Source organism: Klebsiella sp. BDA134-6 (assembly GCF_015601345.1).
Lineage (GTDB): Bacteria > Pseudomonadota > Gammaproteobacteria > Enterobacterales > Enterobacteriaceae > Klebsiella > Klebsiella grimontii.
In genome coordinates, this window is the sequence record NZ_CP064784.1 from 3716503 (window position 1) to 3735941 (window position 19439).

The window sequence follows — 19439 nt, forward strand, 5'->3', positions numbered from 1 at the left end:
CTCTATATCATCAGCAGAGTTATCCCTGGAGAGATCGCCATTGGCAATAAATGTGCTCCGCATGAAAGCGAACAGGCGCCTCGTCCCCCAATAAACGGGCGGCGACGGTGAACGAAAAATCAAATACGTGCCCTAACCCTTTACCACTGATCAAATTCCCGTCTTCCACCACCGCCTGGTCAACGTACTCGCCGTCGGAGACGTCTTGCCATAACTCTCCCGAACAGACGTAGCGACGCCCCTTCAGCAGACCGTTGCCGCCGAGGACTCTCGCGGCCGCCGAACAGATTGGGCAGATCAGCTTTCCCGCTTTATCGTGGGCCGAGATAAACGTCACGACGTCCCGACTGGCGGCCAGATTCACGCTTCCCTGCGGACCGCCAGGCAGAACCACCGCCTCGTATAGCGTGCCGGCGCGTTCCGTTAGCGTGCTGTCCGCCACCATGGGGATATTATGGTAGCTCACCACCGCGCGCGACTCGGCGCAGGCGAGTAGTTCAACATCGAGGTGCAAGCGACGAAGAATATCAATGACCACAATCGCTTCGCCTTCCTCAAAACCCGGCGCCAGCAGCACCGCAACTTTTTTCATTTCCGTCTCCTTCTGATAGCCTGGTAGCAATAATGTGTTTACAAACACAGCGTTTTTTAAATTAACGTCATCATCTGCTCTTTGTTACATGAGACCAAACGACCCCGCTGATTTTCTTACTCGCAGGCTACCACAATAAAGAACGATTAATCACTATTTTTAAAATGCAATTTCATTAACATAATTAGCACTACTATTAATTAATTATCGATCGAGATAAAAATACATAAAATCATCCAGATAAATTTAAATATTCTGCTAAAACCTTAGCGTTTTACCTGACAAAAAATCATTATATAAAGATATCTACCGATGCTGTAACTAAATGTAAATATCATGCATTGAGAGTTTTCTCAATTGAGATATAGCGCTATTCTATATCCCTTGAGATAAGAAATTTAATAGACAGGCGTATGCAGGAAGACTGAATATTATTATTCAGAGCTATCTTCATGGGTCCAATAATTTCTACGCAGCCCTGATACAGATGCGTCAGGACATGACGCCAGCCCCTCCAAAGAGAATAAGGATATTTATATGGTCGTTCCAGGAATGGTTCAAAAGCTGAATAACCAGATGAATCTTGAGTTCCATACCTCAAATTTATATCTACATTTGAGCGAATGGTGTACTCAGCACCGGTTGAACGGTACCGCCACTTTTCTCCGTAACCGAGCGCAAGCCAGCATAACGCAGATGATGCGGGTCTTTGATTTTATGAAAAAATCAGGCGCCTGGCCCGTTGTGAAAGCGGAAGGAACCTACAGCACTGAATGTTCGTCCCTGGAAGATCTCTTTAGCAAAACCGTCGAAGATTATCAGCAGCGCAGCAGCATACTCTCCGGCCTGGCTGAGGAGGCGAAGACACAAAGCGATGCGCCAACCCTACGCTTTCTGACCCTGCTTGCGGAACAACAGAATCAGGATGGCATGCTGCTGGAGACGATTCTTGACGAAGTACGCCATGCGCAAAAAGTCGGGGCCAGCGAACAACAAACCGATCGTCACCTGCTCGGTCTGGTCAGCAACCAGCGAGGTTAACCCCATACTGCCGGGGATATGTCACCTGTTCACACCCGCACTCGCTTTATCCTACCTCCCCTGCTCACCATCTTTTTCGGCGCTTCGGCGCCGCTTTTTATTCCTGAAAAGCATTAAAAAGTTTTAACCAGATCTCATTCCCGCTCAGCCGGTGGAATTAGCAAGGCATTGGTGATCTGGATCACGTTTAAAGCTACGAGTTAATAATATAAAAACAGTGTTTCAAAAATTTAAAACACGGAGTTTATTTTAATGGCAAGATATACGGCTTCAGCCCCGCAGGGGCTGCAGGGAAGACCGATTTTGTTACGCCATCAGTTAGCCTACGGCGGCGGGAATTTACTGGGAAGCGGCGCACTGGCGATCAGCGGCGCATGGCTGCTCTACTTTTATACAACCTTCTGCGGGCTGACGCTGATCGAAGCCTCCTTTATCTTTTCCGTCGCCAGTATTATTGACGCGATTAGTAACCCGCTTATGGGTTATCTCACCGATAACTTTGGCAAAACGCGGCTGGGTAAACGCTTCGGTCGTCGCCGCTTCTTTTTATTGATTGGCATTCCGCTGATGATGTTCTACCCGCTGCTGTGGGTAGAAGGCCTCGGTTTCTGGTACTACCTGTGCACCTACGTCGTCTTTGAAATCATATATACATCGATTATGGTCCCCTATGAAACATTGGCGACCGAAATGACTGACGATTTCTCACTGCGTTCGAAACTGACCGGTTACAAAGCGATTTTCGGCAAACTGGCCAACTTTCTCGCGGCATTTATCCCCGGACAATTCATCCTCCTGTATGGTAAAGAATCCGCCACCCCGTTTTTTCTCACCGGGCTGACCTACGGCGTTATTCTTATCGTGGCCATCTCCTGCCTGTGGTACTGCAGCTGGGAGCGTCCCCGTGAAGAGGAGATAAGCAAGGGAGAGAAAAAGGGGCTGTTCAATACTCTGCTCATGCTGGCGAAAGATATGCGCTCAACATTTTACCTGCGCGTATTCCGCAAACACCTGGGCATGTATCTCTGCGGCTTCGGCGCCGAGTGGCTTTTTGCCTCGATCTTCACTTACTTCGTTATCTTCGTGCTGCAGCACGATCCGGCGATGGTGGCCGGGCTCAACAGTCTGAACTCCATCCTGCAGCTGGTATCAACCGCCCTGTTTATTGGCCTGTGCGTGAAGAAAGGTTTCAGTAAACCGTATATTCTGGCGCTGAGCGTGGTTATTTTTGCCGTTCTGCTCTACACCTCGCTGTGGTTCTTCCATCTGCCGGCACATCTGGCCACCATCCTGATGTTTGGTATTACCGTACTCTTCGGCCTGGGCACCGGCGGCGTATACTATATTCCCTGGACCGTTTACACCTTTTTGGCGGATGTCGATGAAATCTATACCGGCCGTCGCCGCGAAGGGATCTATGCGGGAGCCATGACCTTCTCCGGTAAAATTTTGCGCTCTATCATCGTCTTTTCCATGGGGGCGATCCTCAGCTTCTACGGATTCCAGTCGAAGGCGCATACGCAGCCTGAAAGCGCGGTCACTGCGATTGCGGTGGTGTTCTGCGCGGGCGTGATTCTGCTGGCGCTGGCAGCCATTGTGTTCAGTAAGCAGATGAAACTCGATCGCAAGGCGCACCTGGTGGTATTGCAGGAAGTCGCGCGCATCAAGGCAGGTGGTAAGATTGGCGATATCGCGCCGGACGTTCGCCTTATCGTGGAAGATTTAGTCGGCCATCGCTACGAAGAGTGCTGGGGCAACAGCAAGCTGTTTAAAGACACGCAGGAAGGCGCCATTCAAACCGCAGTATCCCACTAAACCGTTATAACGCCCCGCTATCACAATGATGACGGGGCTGACGCAGCTAGTGCGCTTCTTCCTGCGGGGTGAATTTCAGTTCAATCAGCGCGATGGCCTTTTGTACCGCCCGCAGGGTCACCGGGTCAGCCGACGCCGGGTGGCTGGCAAAATCGATCGCTTTCAGTTGGGTGGTCATTTTTTCGCGCACCTCGACAGGGGCGATAATATCAATGACATCGAGGATCTGTTTGATGACTAACTGGCAGGCAACCACGTCAGAGACCAGCTCGTCGTGTTCGGTAAGATGTTGAGACATTTTTCACTCCTTTTTTCAGGAGCGTAATAGTAACCTAAATCGTGAAAGATAAAAAAACCTGCCGCAGCAGGTTTTTTATCAGAACATACCGCCAGGCGGTACGTCTTTGAAGGTTTTACAGTAGTTTTCAAACATGCTTTTCAGGATTTTGCGCAGCTTCATGGTTGACTCCATTTTTTGTTATGCAGGTGTTAATGTCTTTACGGCTATAATATGACTCACATCACAAAAATCAATCAGAACGTGCGATAAATCACCCATTTTTTACACAAATAATTTAATTATTAAACAACACTGAGCGAAATCGGAGAGTTAAGCACTGAACGCTCCGGACAAGTCTGCGCTCTCTTTGCTATGGCAGCGACACAATAATGAGTACAAACACCTCTTCCAGGGATGAACGTTCTTTTTCAGCACCTGCGCTGCTGGTGGCTGGCGCGTTTTTTATGGAGTTTCTCGACGGCACGGTGATTGCCACCGCCCTGCCCGACATGGCGAAAGATTTTGGCGTGACAGCGGTCGACCTCAATATCGGGATTAGCGCCTATCTTATTACCCTTGCGGTCCTGATACCGGCCAGCGGCTGGATCGCCGATCGTTTCGGCGCGCGGAAAATCTTTACTCTGGCGCTGGCGATATTTACCCTGGCTTCGGTGTTTTGCGGGCTGTCGACCGATGTTGATGTGTTCGTCGCGATGCGCATTCTTCAAGGGGTAGGCGGCGCGCTGATGGTACCCGTTGGCCGGCTGGCGGTGCTGCGTACCACACCGAAGCATCAGCTGATTAAGGCGATTGCTACCCTGACCTGGCCGGCGCTGGTCGCGCCAATTATTGGCCCGCCGCTGGGCGGATTTATTACCCGCTACGCCAGCTGGCACTGGATATTCTTTATTAACGTTCCGCTCGGGCTTATCGCTATCGCCCTGTCGTTGCGCATCATTCCCAATATTCGCGAAGATGAGCGACGCCCTTTCGATCTGTCGGGCTTTCTTGCCACCTCGGTGGCGATGGTTAGCCTGGTTGCCGCCATGGAGCTTCTCGGCGAGCGCCAGCCTCTGGGCTGGCAGACCCTGGCGCTGCTGGCGTTAGGCCTTGGCTGCATGCTCTTCTCGCTGCGGCATTTCCGTCGAACCGCGTGGCCAATGGTGCGCCTTGATGCCCTACAGATCCCCACCTTCAGGGTCACCATGTACGGCGGTTCCCTGTTCCGCGCTTCCATTAGCGCCGTGCCGTTTCTGCTGCCGCTGCTGTTCCAGGTCGGATTTGGTATGGACCCTTTCCACTCGGGGCTGCTGGTGCTGGCCGTGTTTGTCGGCAACTTAACCATCAAGCCCCTCACAACGCCGCTGATCCGCTGGTTGGGCTTTCGCCGACTGTTGCTGATTAACGGCGCATTAAACGTTTTGTCGCTGCTGGCCTGCGCCTTTTTAACCCCGCAAACGCCGGTTTGGCTGATCGTTGTGATTCTCTATCTCGGCGGGGTCTTTCGTTCTATCCAGTTTACCGGCATCAGCACGCTCGCGTTTGCCGATGTACCTGCCACGCAAATGAGCTATGCCAATACCCTGTTCAGCACCGCTTCACAGCTGGCCGTTGGGCTTGGGATCACGCTCGGCGCGATTGGTATTCGTCTTGGGGAAGCGTTGAGCGACTGGTTTATGCTTTCTCATCTGCCGGGCATCAGCTTCCGCCTGTCGTTTATTTTTATTGCGCTGATTTGCCTGGTAGGAATGATTGATAGCCTGCATCTGAACAGAGAGGCGGGTAGCAGCGTGTCGAACAAAAAGAAATAACGAAAGAAAAGGCCAGCAGCGCTGGCCTGGCAAATTTCATACTGACCGGATATTAACCGACGATCTGGCGAACGAACGCTTCGATCTCTTTATCCTGGCAGTTCTCAAAGAAACACTGCTGGAAACGAGGGCCAGAAGCGGCAGTTTTTACCAGCTCCGGATCGATGGCGCGCAGCGTATCCAGGTAGTTCTCCTTAACAACCGCAGCTTTGACCGTGTTCAGGATCCCGGCGTTACGCACCTGAGGCTCTTTACGCTCCGGCGGATAGCCTTCGCCATTACGGCCGGTGAAGGCTTTTTCAAAGATAAAGCGGACGTTCAGCTCTGCGCCCCAGCCAAACCCTTTCGCAAACGGCAGAGAAAGCGCGTTACCGTTGTTGATCTGCGCAAACAGGAAGGCATCCGCAGGATCGATGCAGTAGCCGCAAACCACGCCCGGGTGAATATTCAGCGACATCAGCGCGCCCTGGCCCGTGCCGCAGCCGGTCACGACAAAGTCGACCGCTTTCGAATTCAGCAAGATGCTGGCCATGATACCCAGATGGATATAGGTCAGGTGATGGTCGTTTTCATCGCTCATCCCGACGTTGTAAACCGGGAAACCTTTCTCGTCAGCAACGGCGTTTAATTCATTGAGGATGATGGCGTTTTTGTTCGCCTGGCTGTTTTCCATCATCAGTGCGATTTTCATGCTTTACTCTCCTGAATGCTGTGCGGATACTCCCGCGATAGTTCGTTAGCGTTGCTAAGAACAATACTACCTTACGAACATACTTTCAAATTTTATGAAAAGTTGTTTTAGAAACTGCATCTCGCCTCACACTTTTGACTTCCATCCCCTGGCGGTAAGGCGCCCCCCTTACTTATCCGCGTCATAGGAATCCCGCCGCGGCCGCCGGGCGCGTCTATTTTTACCGCTAAATTTGGCTCGCCGTTTTTTCACATGAAATATTAAATTAAAACCATTCTCATTATTTTTAAATCGCCAATGCGTGTTATTCCCATTTGCATTATTAATAAATAATTTTATTAATTTACTTTTTGCAAATAAATTAATAACAAATTATAGTGAGCGCACAATAATCCTTAACTCTATTTTCCCGGAGCAGCCTGATGCTAAAAACTGAAATGATCGATAAGCTGAATGCGCAGATGAACCTTGAACTTTATTCTTCTCTGCTTTATCAGCAAATGAGCGCCTGGTGCAGCTACCACAGTTTTGAAGGAGCCGCCGCGTTTCTGCGCCGCCACGCACAGGAAGAGATGACCCATATGCAGCGCCTGTTCGACTACCTGACCGATACCGGTAGCCTGCCCAGCCTCACCGCTATCGCTTCGCCGGTTGCAGAATATACCTCTCTGGATGAGCTGTTTCGCGCGACCTATGAACATGAACAGTTGATTACGCAGAAAATTAACGAACTGGCCCATGCGGCGATGACCAGTCAGGATTATCCAACATTTAATTTCCTGCAGTGGTACGTTGCTGAACAGCACGAAGAAGAAAAACTGTTTAAATCCGTTATTGATAAACTGTCCCTCGCCGGCAAAAGCGGCGAAGGCCTGTATTTTATTGATAAAGAGTTGGCAACGCTCGATACGCAAAATTAATAAATACGGCAGCGAGGCTCAGCGCTCGCTGCCAGATTAATGACGGCAAATTTTACTTTCGTGCGTATTAAAGCCTTCATCAGCGGCAATAAACTTGCCTTTTTTCTGCAAAAACGCCACCAGCTCCGCCGCGCTCAGATTTTCCGCCGAGCAGGTATGGAATCGAGCCTCTTTCCCGAAACGGACGATAATCGCCGCTTCCAGCGTTGCAACAGTGTAAGACTCGCCTGATGAAATCATCATTTGCAGCACTTCGTGACCATGTATTGATGGCATAACCCCTCCCGTAAACACCGAAGAGTAAACCAGCCGCAGCGGCAGGTTATTGCGCCAGCGCAGCTTTAGCGCAACCCCTTTGGGATTGTAAATTTATCATTACACCATCTGTAACCCTCATTTGACGAACTCACTGATTTCACATACTCTGCGCGGCATAATTTATTGTGTATTCCGTGATGGATAGAGAAAAGCGTGAAGAACCGCACTCTGGGTAGTATTTTAATCGTTGCCGGCACCACCATCGGCGCCGGGATGTTAGCAATGCCGTTGGCATCAGCGGGCGTCGGTTTCGGCGTCACGTTAGGTTTGCTGATAACGCTGTGGGCGCTGATGTGTTACACCGCTTTACTGCTGCTGGAAGTGTATCAACACGTGCCGGCGGATATGGGGCTGGGTTCGCTGGCGGCTCGCTATCTGGGGCGTTACGGGCAGTGGGCCACCGGTTTTTGCATGCTGTTTCTGCTGTACGCGCTCACCGCTGCCTATATCAGCGGCGCTGGCGAGCTGCTGGCTTCAAGCCTCAATCAGTGGCTGGACTGGCGCCTGCCTCCCGCGGCAGGTGTCCTGATTTTTACCGGGATCGGCGGAACGGTAGTGTGCATCGGGACCTCGCTGGTCGATCTTTTTAACCGCTTTTTATTCAGCGCAAAAATTATCTTTCTCGCCATTATGCTGGCTCTTCTCCTGCCGCATATTCACCAGATAAATCTGCTGACTCTGCCACTACAGCAAGGACTGGCGCTATCGGCCATTCCGGTGATTTTTACTTCCTTTGGTTTTCACGGCAGCATACCCAGTATTGTGAGTTATCTGGGCGGAGATATTCGCAAGCTGCGCCGGGTATTTGTCATCGGGAGCTTTATTCCCCTGGTCGCCTATATTTTCTGGCAGCTAGCGACGCTTGGCAGTATTGACTCCCCGGTATTTACCGCGCTGCTGGCAAAAAATGCCGGGCTTAATGGCCTGCTGGAAGCGATCCGTGAAGTGGTTGCCTCTGCGCACGTTGAACTGGCGGTACATTTGTTTGCCGATCTGGCGCTGGCGACGTCGTTCCTCGGCGTGGCACTTGGGTTGTTCGACTATCTGGCCGATCTGTTTCAACGCCAGGACAGCGCCGCAGGACGGATACAGAGCGGTCTGATTACCTTTTTGCCCCCTCTGGCCTTCGCGCTATTTTATCCACGCGGCTTCGTGATGGCGTTAGGTTACGCGGGCGTCGCGCTGGCCGTGCTCGCGCTCATGCTGCCTTCGCTGCTGGTCATGAAGAGCCGTCAGCAGCACCCCAATGCCGCATGGCGAGTGGCGGGCGGTTCTCCCGCGCTATGGCTTGTTCTACTATGCGGAATCGGCATTGTCGCGATTCAGTTTGCGATAGTCGCAGGCCTGCTGCCCGCGGTGGGGTAAAAAAAGAAGGGGCCGATTTAGCCCCCTTCTTTTATTTCACTAAACAGCACTGCTTGTATTTCTTACCGCTGCCGCACGGGCAAGGATCGTTGCGCCCAATCTTCGCCTCATTTCTGATGGGCTGCTGAACTTCCGCCGGTTGCGCGTGCTCAGTCCAGTAGTTGTATAGCGCCAGGGCCGCAGGACGAATTCGCTCAACGCTGGCAATAAACGCTTCGGCGGATAATTCATCAAGCGCCTCGAATCGCTCCTCGGTACCGTGCAGGGCGATGACGTCCAACTCCGGCTGCAGCGCAGCCGGCAGCGCGGACCAGTCGCTCAATCCTACTCCGCGCATATAGCCGAAGCACCACTCTTCAACAATCGTAAGCTCCTGCCCTTCCTCTTCCCGGCTGCCAAACATCGGCTCGAACTGATCGGGATAATCGCTTAAACGCTCGGCAATATCGCTCATTTGCTGCAGCGTCAGGTTCACAAAACGATCCCGTTCGCGATCGTTGGCCCAGCGCGGCACGTTATCCGCTCCGCCCCAGATAGCCATCAGCCACTGCGCAGGCTCAATCTCCGTCGGCCCGGAGAGAATGGCCGTCAGCAGCCCATCAAGCTCGGCAACGTCCATGATAGTGCCTTCAACCGCGTATTTCGACAGGATATCATCCAGCCATTCAACTTCGCTTTCGTTCAGGGGTCCAGTTTTCATAAACAGGCTCATCGTCGTAAAAAATGGCGCTTACAGTAGCGGAAATAGCGAGAGAAAACCACCCGGCTACTGAAGGTTCAGGCTGCGCAGCGTCTCAGCAATCTCGCTAAAGGCCTCCGGCGAGAGCGGTAACAGCGGGCGCGGTAAGCAATCCTCAGCGCAAATACCGAGGATCGTCGCTGCGGCGGCAATGACCCGCAGGCTTCCGCCATGCTTGCGGAACAGCATCCACAGCGGCTCCAGCCTGGCGCTTATCGCCATCGCCCGCTGGGCCTCGCCCCGCGTCGCGGCTGCCACTATCTCTTGGGCAACGTTCGGAAAAAGTCCGCCGCACACGGAATACCATACCGCACAGCCGGCGTTCAGCCCATCAGCCGCACAGGCGTCTCCGCTAATTCCAATAGACACCCCGTCCGGGAGCTGTCGCCGCAGGCTCTGCACACGTTGCGCGACTTCATGGCTGGCAGGTCCGGGTATTTTAATTGAGGCAATTCCCGGCAGCGCGGCTATGGCGCTTTTGAGCTCATCGGACAGAGAAATATGGGTAGTAACTGGATTGTCGTAAACGCAAACGGGTACTGAGACATGGCGACAAACGGTCTGGTAAAAAGTTAAAATTTCCTCATCTGACAGGGGCTGATAAGCCATCATCGGCAGGAGTAGCGCGTTCGCACCTGCCCGCTGGGCATCGTCTGCCAGACGAAGAACCTGATCGGTTCCCACCGCCCCGATCCCTACCATCAGCGGCACCGAGCCGGCATGCGATTTTGCCTGTCGGACAACCTGCGTTCTCTGCTCACGGCTGAGGTATGCGTAGCTTCCCGTCGAGCCGAGCACGCCGAGCGAATCGACAGCAGCGTCAACGAGATGAGTAACAATGCGAGCAAAAGCGGTTTCATCAACGACGTGATGATTGAACGGAGTCAGAGGAAAAGCGCAAAGGCCAGTAAACATTTCATCCCCACTTATTGAGATAATGATCGAGTGCTGGCAAATAGTAGCAACAGAAATTTGTTTTGTCCTATGACAAAATAGAGTGAGGTGACTTTGAGGGACTAAAGGGACATGGTGGAAAAACAAAAAAACCACCCGTAGGTGGTTTCACGACACTGCTTATTGCTTTGATTATTCTGCTTTATCCCAATGGTACCCGGAGCGGGACTTGAACCCGCACAGCGCGAACGCCGAGGGATTTTAAATCCCTTGTGTCTACCGATTCCACCATCCGGGCTCGGGATAGAAATTGGAGGCGCGTTCCGGAGTCGAACCGGACTAGACGGATTTGCAATCCGCTACATAACCGCTTTGCTAACGCGCCTTAATGCTTTAACACCCGCAACTGCCGATGTTCTAAACTGGAGCGGGAAACGAGACTCGAACTCGCGACCCCGACCTTGGCAAGGTCGTGCTCTACCAACTGAGCTATTCCCGCATCATCAAGCTAATTTGCTAATTACTTGATTTTGTTATCGTCTGCCAGACTGTGCTGCCGTTCGATGCGTTGCATTCTACTTACCTGGCGCAATGAGTCAACGATATTTTTTAAAACCTTGTGTTGTTTGCTGAAAATTGCGCCGAAACGATCACTGATCAAGCAAATCGCCGCGCGCCGCGTTCAAATATTGCAGCATAGACCATAGCGTCAGCACTGCCGCCACGAGAAACAGACCAATTCCCGCCCACTCGACCCAGATATTTGGCCGCCACAGCATCCACACCAGCGCCGCCATTTGCGCGGTGGTCTTTACTTTGCCTATCCAGGATACCGCAACGCTGCTGCGCTTGCCCAGTTCAGCCATCCACTCGCGCAGTGCGGAGATAATAATTTCACGAGCGATCATCGTGGCGGCCGGTAACGTCACCCACCAGGTATGATAATGCTCGGCAACCAGGACCATCGCAATGGCAACCATAACTTTATCGGCAACCGGATCGAGAAAGGCACCGAAACGGGTGCTCTGATTCCAGCGACGCGCCAGGTAACCATCGAACCAGTCGGTCACGGCGGCAACAAAGAAAATCAGCGCGCAGGCAAAAGGCGCCCAGGTAAACGGCAGGTAAAACGCCAGTACAAAGAAAGGAATAAGAATGACGCGAAACAGGGTAAGCAATGTAGGGATATTAAATTGCATAGTAACGGGTAACTATCTGTTGTAAGTAAAAATTAGCCCTATGTTGCTACAGAGCCCCTAATGTTTCAACGAGTAGAAGATCTTTTCTGCCAGACCGTGAGATATACCCGGTACTTGCGCAATTTCTTCGACGCTGGCTTTCTGCAACCCCTGCAGACCGCCCATATATTTCAGCAGCATCTGTCGGCGTTTGGGTCCGACGCCCTCAATGGTTTCCAGCGTGCTGGTGCTTTTTACTTTTGCCCGTTTCTTACGGTGGCCGGTAATGGCATGATCGTGCGACTCGTCGCGAATATGCTGAATCACATGCAGCGCGGGAGAATCCGGCGGCAGGCTAAAACCCTCGCCTTCTGGTTCGAAGAATAACGTCTCCAGCCCTGCTTTACGATCGCTGCCTTTTGCCACGCCCAATAGTAGAGGATGATTTTTATCCCACGGCACATCAAGTTCGGCAAAAACCGCTTTCGCCTGCCCAAGCTGGCCTTTACCGCCGTCGATCAGAATGACATCGGGGATTTTATTCTCTTCTATTGCCTTGCCGTAACGACGACGCAGAACCTGGTTCATCGCCGCATAATCATCTCCCGGCGTGATGCCGGTGATATTGTAGCGGCGATACTCCGCTCGTAGCGGTCCGTTGCTATCAAAAACCACGCATGACGCAACCGTTTGTTCACCCATCGTATGGCTGATATCAAAGCATTCCATCCGGTTGACGGCAGGAAGCTTGAGCAATGTCGCCAGCGCCCGCAGGCGTTGGGTAATCGTCGAATGCTGGGAAAGTTTGGTGGTCAGCGCGGTCGCGGCGTTAGTTCGCGCCAGCTTCAGGTAGCGGGCGCGATCGCCGCGGGGTTTAGTCTGTACGTTAACCCGCCTCCCGGCCAGTTCCGAGAGCGAATCCGCCAGCAGGGTTTTGTCGCCGAGGTTAAAATCCAACAGGATTTCGCCCGGTAGCGTACGCATCTGGCTGCCCTGTAAATAGAACTGCCCGACAAACGTTTCCACCACTTCACCCAGCTCGGTGCCATTGGGCACTTTAGGGAAATAGCTGCGGCTACCAAGAACTTTCCCCTGGCGTATAAAAAGCACGTGGACGCACGCCATTCCAGCATCAAACGCCACGCCGATAACGTCCAGATCGTCCCCGGTATTGGAGACGAACTGCTTCTCCGTTACCCGGCGTACGGCCTGAATCTGGTCGCGGATCCGCGCCGCCTCTTCAAACTCCAGCGCCTGACTCGCTTTTTCCATACGGGCAATCAGCTGGGTCAGCACCTGATCGTCTTTACCCGCAAGGAACAGACGCACGTAGTCGACCTGCTGGGCATACTCTTCCTCGCTCACCAGTCCGGCGACGCACGGCCCCAGACAGCGGCCAATTTGGTACTGCAGGCACGGCCGAGAACGGTTGCGATAGACGCTGTTCTCGCATTGGCGGATGGGGAAGATTTTTTGCAGCAACGCTAACGTTTCGCGAACCGCGTAACCGTTAGGGAATGGGCCAAAATATTCACCTTTAGCGTGCTTCGCCCCGCGATGCGTCGCCAGGCGAGGATGCGTATCGCCGCTAAGGAAAATAAAGGGATAGGATTTATCATCGCGCAGCAGCACGTTGTAACGCGGCTGGTATAGTTTGATGTAGTTGTGCTCAAGCAGCAGCGCTTCCGTCTCGGTGTGGGTCACCGTGACGTCTATCTGGGCGATAAGCGCCACCAGCGCTTCGGTTTTACGCGAAGCCAGGTTGCTACGGAAATAGCTGCTAAGCCGCTTTTTCAGGTCTTTCGCTTTGCCTACATAGATGACAGTACCGCCAGCATCATACATCCGATAGACGCCCGGCTGGCTGGTCACTGTTTTCAGGAAAGCTTTTGCGTCAAAAACATCACTCACTGACTTGCTAACGACTCCGCATTGCACAGGCCATGGCGAATTGCCAGGTGCGTCAGCTCCACGTCACCATGAATATTCAATTTACTGAACATGCGGTAACGGTAGCTGTTCACGGTCTTCGGACTCAGATTCAACTGCTCTGAGATCTCGTTGACCTTCTGACCTTTGGTAATCATTAGCATAATCTGCAATTCTCGCTCAGACAAACTGGCAAACGGCGACTCCGCCTTTTCCGGTTCGATCTGGCTGAGAGCCATCTGCTGGGCGATATCAGAGGCGATGTAACGCTGGCCCGATGCCACGCAGCGAATTGCATTCACGACCTCCTGCGGCGCGGCGCCTTTACTAAGGTAGCCAGCAGCACCGGCCTGCATCACTTTTGCCGGCAGCGGGTTTTCCGTATGCACGGTAAGCATAATCACTTTGGCATCAGCAACGGAACGGGCAATTTTTCGCGTAGCCTCGAGGCCGCCGATACCCGGCATGTTCATATCCATCAGGACTACATCTACGGGATTCGCGCGGCACCATTTCACGGCATCTTCACCGCAGCAGGCCTCGCCGGCAACTTTAATCCCTTTTATATCTTCCAGAATGCGTCGTATCCCTGCGCGCACCAGTTCGTGGTCATCAACAAGAAGGACGTTGATCAAAGGAATATTCTCCAGAATTAGGGATAACGCTACTGATAGCTTATCTCCCACATATTACCGGGTTTTAACCTAATTTTAAAAGCCAAAAAATGTTCTGGGAAAGATTTCTTACGCAGCGATGGAAATTTGTCTGCACACCTGCTGGAAAGCCATACATAACATAGAGTTGTGCAATAGTTATTTTTTAACATTCATCATACAGATTACGTAAAAACACAACACAATGCGTAGGCCATAAATAAGCGCCTGAATATGTAACAATTATTAACACGAAAACAGCGCCATGAAAAAATTAACCCGCTTAGCCCTCATGAATACGTATTATTCAGTCAATTAAATCATTCACCATTCGGATGAAAGAACGGAAATCCAGCACTCCTTTTTTTTCCTTTGCTTGTGGTATACTGCGCCGCCTTCACTTTTAGTCATGCGCATTTGCGCAGAAAGCAACCGAGGATATCGATGAGCACACCAGATTTTTCCACTGCGGAAAATAATCAAGAACTGGCACAGGAAGTTTCGTGTCTGAAAGCAATGATAACGCTGATGCTGCAGGCCATGGGTCAGGCTGATGCAGGCCGCGTGATTATTAAAATGGAAAAGCAAATCGCGCAGATGGAAGATGAGGCTCAGGCTGCCGTATTCTCCAGCACCGTTAAGCAAATTAAACAGGCATATCGTCAGTAATCATTTACCGGCTGAAGGTATTACTAACAGCCGGTCTTACGTCTGGCACGCAGAACACCAATGAGATCAAATTAGGCCCGTCGCCACGGCATAGCAGGCAATTTGGGTTTTGTTTGGCGCATTGAATTTTCGCTGCATATTCTTCTGGTGGAAATTGACGGTATTTTCTGAGATAGACAGAATCATTGCGACCTCAGCCGAGGTTTTCCCTTCTGCTGTCCATTTCAAAATTTCCAGTTCACGTCGACTAAATTTCATTTCCGGCGGCATAACCATCTCGTCCTCCAGACGCAAGAGCGTCAGCAGGCTCAATTCGGTTAGGGTTCTTAAGCGCATCTCCAGTTCGTCTTCCGCAAAGGGGCCCTGGCTATGGCTTGCGCCTGAAACCGACAGGAATCCCTGAGCATGGTTAGGCAGGGTCAGACACTGCGTCACGCCCTTGCGTAATCCATGGTCGCGCGCGCCGTTCCATAATTCAGGCGTATCGTTGAATAGCTTATCGTTCCAGGGCAAATGGCCACGAAGAAAATTCTCCTTACGCAGTACCGGGTCGATCGCAAAATAATTCTCGGCTTGATAATGCGCCATCCAGGCCTGCGGATAAGTTGATTGCAGCGTGACCCTGGGGCGAGTAAAAGGCACAGGATGCCTTACGCAGAGTGCGAAGTAGTCATATTCCAGCCCTTTTGCCTGCTGCTGGAGAAGATGAAAAACCCCCTCACCTACAGAAACTGACTGAAATTGTTGCAGCATTTCCCGCCGCCAGCTGAAAAAATCATTGTCCCTCATAACTGACCAAATAACTCCTGAGTGATAATCATTATTATAAATACATAAAGCTAACACATAAACCCTGCTTATATGTATAAAAAATGGTAGCCACCGCATTTATTAGACTGCGGTTGGCAAAAGCGCCAGACGCGTTAAAAAATTATGCCAATTGATGTGGCACAAAACCTTGACAGAGGTATCGTCGTTGATGAGCGCCAATATCTGGGGAGGCTTTTTTGCTGAACAACCGGAAATTCTTCGCGGTCTGCCGCATCCGCCTGAGCGAATGCGGCCAGCGCAAGGAGATTATTGCATCAGGAATTTTTCGAGGAACTGTCGAGTACGCGCCTGCTGAGGATTAGCAAACAGGGATTTCGCTTCTCCCTGTTCAACGATGCGCCCCTGATCCATAAAAATAGCGCGGTCCGCTACGTCGCGGGCAAAACTCATTTCATGGGTCACGATAACCATCGTGCGCCTCTCCTGCGCCAGTTGACGAATGGTATTGAGAACCTCACCGACCAGCTCCGGGTCTAACGCCGACGTTGGCTCATCAAACAGAATAACATCGGGACGCATCGCCAGCGCGCGAGCAATCGCCACGCGCTGCTGCTGCCCGCCGGACAAACGGCGCGGGTAGCTATTCTCTTTACCAGTAAGCCCAACTTTCGTGAGCAGTTCACGCGCCCGGGCAATGGATTCATTTTTATCCTCCCCCTTGACGATGACCGGCCCTTCGATAATGTTTTCCAACACCGTACGATGGGGAAACAGATTAAAGTTCTGAAACACAAAGCCCACATGCTGACGCAGACGACGAATCGCCGCTTTTTGCTGGTTAATGCTGCGCGCGGCATCAATCGTCACGTCGCCTACGCGAATCGTGCCGCTTTCCGGCTGCTCCAGGAGATTAATGCTGCGCAGCAGCGTCGTTTTCCCCGAACCGCTGGGACCGATGATCGCCACCACTTCACCCTGTTGAACCTCAAGGTCAATACCGTGGAGTACCGTTTGTCCATGGAATTTTTTCACCAGGTTTTTGACTTCAATCGCACTCATTTTGGATCTCGCTCCTGGCGGTTCAGCTGATTTTCAAAATAGTTCTGCAGCGTAGAAAGCACCGTCGCCATTACCCAGTAGATAAGCGAAGCGGCCAGGTACATGGTGAAAACCTCCAGCGTTCGGGAAGTGATCAACTGGGCCTGGCGGAACAGTTCCGGCACCTGGATCGTAGCCGCAAGCGACGTATCTTTCACCAGGCTGATGAAACTGTTGGACAGCGGCGGTAGCGCCACACGCGCGGCCTGGGGAAGAATAGCGCGGCGCATCGCCTGCCAGCGCGTCATCCCGATACTCGCTGCCGCCTCCCATTGCCCTTTATCAATCGAGGCAATCGCTGCGCGCAGCGTTTCCGCCGCGTAGGCCGCCGTATTAAGCGACAGGCCGATCATCGCCGCGGGAATGGGATCCAGCTCAATACCAAACTGCGGTAAGCCGTAATAGATCATAAACAGCTGCGCTATCAGCGGCGTTCCGCGAAAGATGGAAATATACATCCGCGCCAGCCACTTAATCGGCCAGACGGGCGACATGCGCATCAGCGCCAGAATAAACCCCAGCACCAGGCCAAAAAACATGCCGCCGATGCTGAGCTGTAGGGTAAATACCGCACCTTTCAGCAGAAAAGGCGCAGAATCGATCACCAGTTGGATACTTTCTTGCATTCTATGTGTTCTGCATTAGATATGAGGATGATAGGCGAACAGCGCAGGGGCGCCACCGGTGTGAACAAACAGTATTGGGCCTTCATCCTTAAAGCGTTTCTGGCTAATGCCATCAATCAGTCCAGCCATCGCCTTCCCGGTATAAACCGGATCCAGCAGGATACCTTCCAGCTGCGCCAGTAGCTTCACCGCGGCCATCCCTTCGTCGTTCGGCGTCCCGTAACCCGGCGCAAAGTAGTCATCCCACAGCTGAATCCCGGCCTTTGCCTCAAGCTCCAGGCTATTGGCCACCGCCTGCTGCAACGCAGCCACTTTTGGCAGCTGGTCGGCCACCTTGCGCGACACAGTCACGCCGATAAGTTCGGCATTGGGCATCAGTTGCTCAAGCCCCACGGCGAGACCCGCATGCGTACCGGCGCTGCCGGACGCGACGACCACGGAGGAGAGCTCAACCGCCCCTTCGCACTGCTGAGCAATTTCCAGCGCGCTTTCCACGTAGCCCAGCGCGCCAAGCGCGTTCGAACCGCCAACCGGGATCGTGTACGGACGGTAGCCCTGAGCCTCGATACGGGTCGCCAGCTCTTCCAGCTGCGCATTCGGATCGGTCAGTGCGTCGCACATTTCGACCTGAGTATTAAACAGGTCAAGCAGCAGACGGTTACCGTTAGTCAGGTAGTTCTCAGCCCGGGTGCCGATTGGGTTTTCCAGCAGCGCAACGCAGTGCAGGCCCAGTTTTGCGGCCACGGCCGCCGTCTGGCGCACGTGGTTGGACTGGATAGCCCCTGCGGTAATCAGCGTATCCGCCCCCTCCCGCAGCGCATCAGCGGCCAGGAACTCAAGCTTACGCAGTTTATTGCCCCCCATCGCAAGCGGGGTCACATCATCACGCTTGATAAAGATTTCGCGGCCAAGGTAATCGGACAAGCGCGGCAGATATTCAAGCGGCGTCGGCGCGCCAATCAGTTCCAGACGCGGGAAAAGGGTTAAATTTTGCAGTGACATAAGACCTCCTGACTGAGTTATCCTTGATTATGCACGCTATGGCGCTCGAAATAAAAAAAGGCGCTATCAAGAGCGCCTTTTTTCATCGCCAGCCGTTACTTCGTCACGTCAGCGCCAAACCATTTTTCCGACAGCGCCTTCAGGGTGCCGTCTTTTTGCATATCCGCAATGGCGCCATCAACCGCTTTCAGCAGGTCTTCATTACCTTTACGCAGCGCAACGCCGGACTCCTGACGGGAGAAGGCCTCCCCGGTCACAGCCAGGGTATTGCCGGTTTTCTTCACCAAATCCAGCGCCGCCAGGCGGTCAACCAGGATAGCGTCGATACGGCCTACGCGCAGATCCTGATATTTCGTCGGGTCATCATCATAGGTACGAATGTCGACGCCCTGTACGTTCTGGCGCAACCACTCTTCATAGTTGGTGCCCAGACCAACGCCAACTTTCTTACCTTTCAGGTCAGCAGCGGTTTTGATCACGCCTTCGTTACCTTTCTTCACCAGCGCCTGAATCCCGGAGATGGTGTACGGCGTCGAGAAGTCATATTTTTTCTTACGCTGATCGGAAATAGTGACCTGGTTGATCACCACATCGATACGTTTAGAGTCCAGCGAAGCCAGCATGCCGTCCCACTTAGTGGGTTTAAGGTCAGCTTTCACGCCAAGGTGTTTTGCCAGCTCGTTAGCAAATTCCACCTCGAAACCGGTCAGCTTACCGTCATCTCCCTGGTAGCTGAATGGCGGATAAGTCCCTTCCAGGCCAACGCGTAGCGTGCCGCGCTCTTTAACCTGATTGAGCAGATTTTCAGCCGCAAAGGTTTTTGCGCTGACGCCAACCATTAATACAACAGCCATTGCGCCCATCAGCGCCTGACGACCCAGAAGTGCTAATTTCATAGATACCCCTAACAGAGTGATATTTTGCAATAGTGTAAGGCGTTTAGCCCTGGTCACCAACATCGATACGCTACATCTTATTCCAAATTATTATATATGATGCCTTTTAGGGCATAGGGAAAACGTAGGCGAAACGTCTGCATTTTGCTGG

The 19439-nt window shown here is 52.4% G+C and carries 21 protein-coding genes and 3 tRNA genes; 6 read left to right on the forward strand and 18 right to left on the reverse strand.

The annotated features are described in order from the left end of the window. Positions 1 to 19 precede the first annotated feature (19 nt). Entirely contained in the window at positions 20 to 592 is a 573-nt protein-coding gene (locus IYV58_RS17160) for a DJ-1/PfpI family protein (protein ID WP_142446679.1), read from the reverse strand. Between the two features lie 537 nt (positions 593 to 1129). Between IYV58_RS17160 and IYV58_RS17165 the strand changes: the two genes are divergently transcribed. Together IYV58_RS17165 and IYV58_RS17170 are read left to right on the forward strand one after the other, a co-directional pair. Beyond that, the gene (locus tag IYV58_RS17165) at positions 1130 to 1633 is read left to right on the forward strand and encodes a non-heme ferritin-like protein (RefSeq protein WP_142446680.1); all 504 of its coding nucleotides are present in this window, start codon (positions 1130 to 1132) and stop codon (positions 1631 to 1633) included. 303 nt (positions 1634 to 1936) lie between these two features. Further along, on the forward strand, positions 1937 to 3448 hold the full coding sequence (locus IYV58_RS17170; RefSeq protein WP_170100604.1) for an MFS transporter: 1512 nt from the start codon (positions 1937 to 1939) through the stop codon (positions 3446 to 3448). A 46-nt stretch (positions 3449 to 3494) separates the two neighbouring features. Here the strand turns inward: IYV58_RS17170 and IYV58_RS17175 are convergent, their stop codons facing one another. Beyond that, the gene (locus IYV58_RS17175; protein ID WP_004103438.1) at positions 3495 to 3746 is read right to left on the reverse strand and encodes a DUF2766 family protein; all 252 of its coding nucleotides are present in this window, start codon (positions 3744 to 3746) and stop codon (positions 3495 to 3497) included. Between the two features lie 78 nt (positions 3747 to 3824). Further along, the gene (azuC, locus tag IYV58_RS17180) at positions 3825 to 3908 is read right to left on the reverse strand and encodes a stress response protein AzuC (protein ID WP_004136622.1); all 84 of its coding nucleotides are present in this window, start codon (positions 3906 to 3908) and stop codon (positions 3825 to 3827) included. Between the two features lie 209 nt (positions 3909 to 4117). Here azuC and IYV58_RS17185 point away from each other — a divergent pair, with 209 nt between their 5' ends. Next, positions 4118 to 5539: an MFS transporter gene (locus IYV58_RS17185; protein ID WP_049115020.1), complete on the forward strand. Its 1422-nt coding sequence runs from the start codon at positions 4118 to 4120 to the stop codon at positions 5537 to 5539. Between the two features lie 52 nt (positions 5540 to 5591). On the opposite strand, the gene IYV58_RS17190 is transcribed toward IYV58_RS17185, so the two are convergent. Continuing rightward, positions 5592 to 6230 carry an RpiB/LacA/LacB family sugar-phosphate isomerase gene (locus IYV58_RS17190; RefSeq protein ID WP_142446681.1) on the reverse strand — a complete coding sequence of 213 codons (639 nt, stop codon included), beginning with the start codon at positions 6228 to 6230 and terminating at the stop codon, positions 5592 to 5594. A gap of 422 nt (positions 6231 to 6652) precedes the next feature. On the opposite strand from IYV58_RS17190, the gene ftnA reads away from it, so the two are divergent. Further along, positions 6653 to 7150, forward strand: coding sequence for a non-heme ferritin (ftnA, locus tag IYV58_RS17195; RefSeq protein ID WP_142446682.1), 498 nt, complete (start codon positions 6653 to 6655; stop codon positions 7148 to 7150). A 36-nt stretch (positions 7151 to 7186) separates the two neighbouring features. Here ftnA and IYV58_RS17200 read toward each other — a convergent pair whose 3' ends face one another. Further along, on the reverse strand, positions 7187 to 7426 hold the full coding sequence (locus IYV58_RS17200; protein ID WP_004122091.1) for a YecH family metal-binding protein: 240 nt from the start codon (positions 7424 to 7426) through the stop codon (positions 7187 to 7189). 195 nt (positions 7427 to 7621) lie between these two features. On the opposite strand from IYV58_RS17200, the gene tyrP reads away from it, so the two are divergent. Then, positions 7622 to 8833: a tyrosine transporter TyrP gene (gene tyrP, locus IYV58_RS17205; protein WP_004122092.1), complete on the forward strand. Its 1212-nt coding sequence runs from the start codon at positions 7622 to 7624 to the stop codon at positions 8831 to 8833. 31 nt (positions 8834 to 8864) lie between these two features. Here the strand turns inward: tyrP and IYV58_RS17210 are convergent, their stop codons facing one another. The 8 genes from IYV58_RS17210 to uvrY form a co-directional block, all read right to left on the reverse strand. Further along, positions 8865 to 9533 carry a YecA/YgfB family protein gene (locus IYV58_RS17210; protein ID WP_004122096.1) on the reverse strand — a complete coding sequence of 223 codons (669 nt, stop codon included), beginning with the start codon at positions 9531 to 9533 and terminating at the stop codon, positions 8865 to 8867. 66 nt (positions 9534 to 9599) lie between these two features. Further along, positions 9600 to 10487, reverse strand: coding sequence for a dihydrodipicolinate synthase family protein (locus IYV58_RS17215; protein ID WP_195729153.1), 888 nt, complete (start codon positions 10485 to 10487; stop codon positions 9600 to 9602). Positions 10488 to 10677: 190 nt separating this feature from the next. Beyond that, positions 10678 to 10764: transfer RNA gene (locus IYV58_RS17220), tRNA-Leu, on the reverse strand. Between the two features lie 13 nt (positions 10765 to 10777). Next, positions 10778 to 10851, reverse strand: a tRNA-Cys gene (locus tag IYV58_RS17225). Positions 10852 to 10889: 38 nt separating this feature from the next. Next, positions 10890 to 10965 (reverse strand) — tRNA-Gly (locus tag IYV58_RS17230). Between the two features lie 151 nt (positions 10966 to 11116). Further along, a complete protein-coding gene (gene pgsA / locus IYV58_RS17235) occupies positions 11117 to 11665 on the reverse strand; it encodes a CDP-diacylglycerol--glycerol-3-phosphate 3-phosphatidyltransferase (protein ID WP_004122100.1) in 549 nt (182 codons plus the stop codon). Positions 11666 to 11722: 57 nt separating this feature from the next. After that, the gene (gene uvrC, locus IYV58_RS17240; protein WP_004122101.1) at positions 11723 to 13555 is read right to left on the reverse strand and encodes an excinuclease ABC subunit UvrC; all 1833 of its coding nucleotides are present in this window, start codon (positions 13553 to 13555) and stop codon (positions 11723 to 11725) included. Beyond that, positions 13552 to 14208: a UvrY/SirA/GacA family response regulator transcription factor gene (gene uvrY, locus IYV58_RS17245; protein WP_004122102.1), complete on the reverse strand. Its 657-nt coding sequence runs from the start codon at positions 14206 to 14208 to the stop codon at positions 13552 to 13554. The genes uvrC and uvrY overlap by 4 nt, the downstream gene beginning before the upstream one ends. A 462-nt stretch (positions 14209 to 14670) precedes the next feature. Between uvrY and IYV58_RS17250 the strand changes: the two genes are divergently transcribed. Further along, a complete protein-coding gene (locus tag IYV58_RS17250; protein ID WP_004122104.1) occupies positions 14671 to 14895 on the forward strand; it encodes a DUF2594 family protein in 225 nt (74 codons plus the stop codon). A gap of 66 nt (positions 14896 to 14961) precedes the next feature. Here IYV58_RS17250 and sdiA read toward each other — a convergent pair whose 3' ends face one another. The 5 genes from sdiA to tcyJ all read right to left on the reverse strand — a co-directional run bounded on the left by sdiA (position 14962) and on the right by tcyJ (position 19288). Further along, positions 14962 to 15684 (reverse strand): transcriptional regulator SdiA, encoded by a 723-nt coding sequence (gene sdiA, locus IYV58_RS17255; protein ID WP_004122106.1) that lies wholly within the window; start codon positions 15682 to 15684, stop codon positions 14962 to 14964. A gap of 288 nt (positions 15685 to 15972) precedes the next feature. Further along, positions 15973 to 16725, reverse strand: coding sequence for an L-cystine ABC transporter ATP-binding protein TcyN (gene tcyN / locus IYV58_RS17260; RefSeq protein ID WP_004122108.1), 753 nt, complete (start codon positions 16723 to 16725; stop codon positions 15973 to 15975). Next, positions 16722 to 17390 carry a cystine ABC transporter permease gene (gene tcyL / locus IYV58_RS17265; RefSeq protein WP_004103458.1) on the reverse strand — a complete coding sequence of 223 codons (669 nt, stop codon included), beginning with the start codon at positions 17388 to 17390 and terminating at the stop codon, positions 16722 to 16724. The genes tcyN and tcyL overlap by 4 nt, the downstream gene beginning before the upstream one ends. 15 nt (positions 17391 to 17405) lie before the next feature. Further along, positions 17406 to 18392, reverse strand: coding sequence for a D-cysteine desulfhydrase (gene dcyD / locus IYV58_RS17270; protein ID WP_024359891.1), 987 nt, complete (start codon positions 18390 to 18392; stop codon positions 17406 to 17408). Positions 18393 to 18487: 95 nt separating this feature from the next. Then, positions 18488 to 19288 (reverse strand): cystine ABC transporter substrate-binding protein, encoded by an 801-nt coding sequence (gene tcyJ / locus IYV58_RS17275; RefSeq protein ID WP_142446685.1) that lies wholly within the window; start codon positions 19286 to 19288, stop codon positions 18488 to 18490. Positions 19289 to 19439 lie beyond the last annotated feature (151 nt).

Coding starts and splice junctions, on each gene's coding strand:
- IYV58_RS17160 (WP_142446679.1), bottom strand. CDS start 592: ATGAAAAAAGTTGCGGTGCTGCTGGCGCCGGGTTTTGAGGAAGGCGAA.
- IYV58_RS17165 (WP_142446680.1), top strand. CDS start 1,130: ATGGTCGTTCCAGGAATGGTTCAAAAGCTGAATAACCAGATGAATCTT.
- IYV58_RS17175 (WP_004103438.1), bottom strand. CDS start 3,746: ATGTCTCAACATCTTACCGAACACGACGAGCTGGTCTCTGACGTGGTT.
- azuC (WP_004136622.1), bottom strand. CDS start 3,908: ATGAAGCTGCGCAAAATCCTGAAAAGCATGTTTGAAAACTACTGTAAA.
- IYV58_RS17185 (WP_049115020.1), top strand. CDS start 4,118: ATGAGTACAAACACCTCTTCCAGGGATGAACGTTCTTTTTCAGCACCT.
- IYV58_RS17190 (WP_142446681.1), bottom strand. CDS start 6,230: ATGAAAATCGCACTGATGATGGAAAACAGCCAGGCGAACAAAAACGCC.
- ftnA (WP_142446682.1), top strand. CDS start 6,653: ATGCTAAAAACTGAAATGATCGATAAGCTGAATGCGCAGATGAACCTT.
- IYV58_RS17200 (WP_004122091.1), bottom strand. CDS start 7,426: ATGCCATCAATACATGGTCACGAAGTGCTGCAAATGATGATTTCATCA.
- IYV58_RS17210 (WP_004122096.1), bottom strand. CDS start 9,533: ATGAAAACTGGACCCCTGAACGAAAGCGAAGTTGAATGGCTGGATGAT.
- IYV58_RS17215 (WP_195729153.1), bottom strand. CDS start 10,487: ATGTTTACTGGCCTTTGCGCTTTTCCTCTGACTCCGTTCAATCATCAC.
- pgsA (WP_004122100.1), bottom strand. CDS start 11,665: ATGCAATTTAATATCCCTACATTGCTTACCCTGTTTCGCGTCATTCTT.
- IYV58_RS17250 (WP_004122104.1), top strand. CDS start 14,671: ATGAGCACACCAGATTTTTCCACTGCGGAAAATAATCAAGAACTGGCA.
- sdiA (WP_004122106.1), bottom strand. CDS start 15,684: ATGAGGGACAATGATTTTTTCAGCTGGCGGCGGGAAATGCTGCAACAA.
- tcyN (WP_004122108.1), bottom strand. CDS start 16,725: ATGAGTGCGATTGAAGTCAAAAACCTGGTGAAAAAATTCCATGGACAA.
- tcyL (WP_004103458.1), bottom strand. CDS start 17,390: ATGCAAGAAAGTATCCAACTGGTGATCGATTCTGCGCCTTTTCTGCTG.
- dcyD (WP_024359891.1), bottom strand. CDS start 18,392: ATGTCACTGCAAAATTTAACCCTTTTCCCGCGTCTGGAACTGATTGGC.
- tcyJ (WP_142446685.1), bottom strand. CDS start 19,288: ATGAAATTAGCACTTCTGGGTCGTCAGGCGCTGATGGGCGCAATGGCT.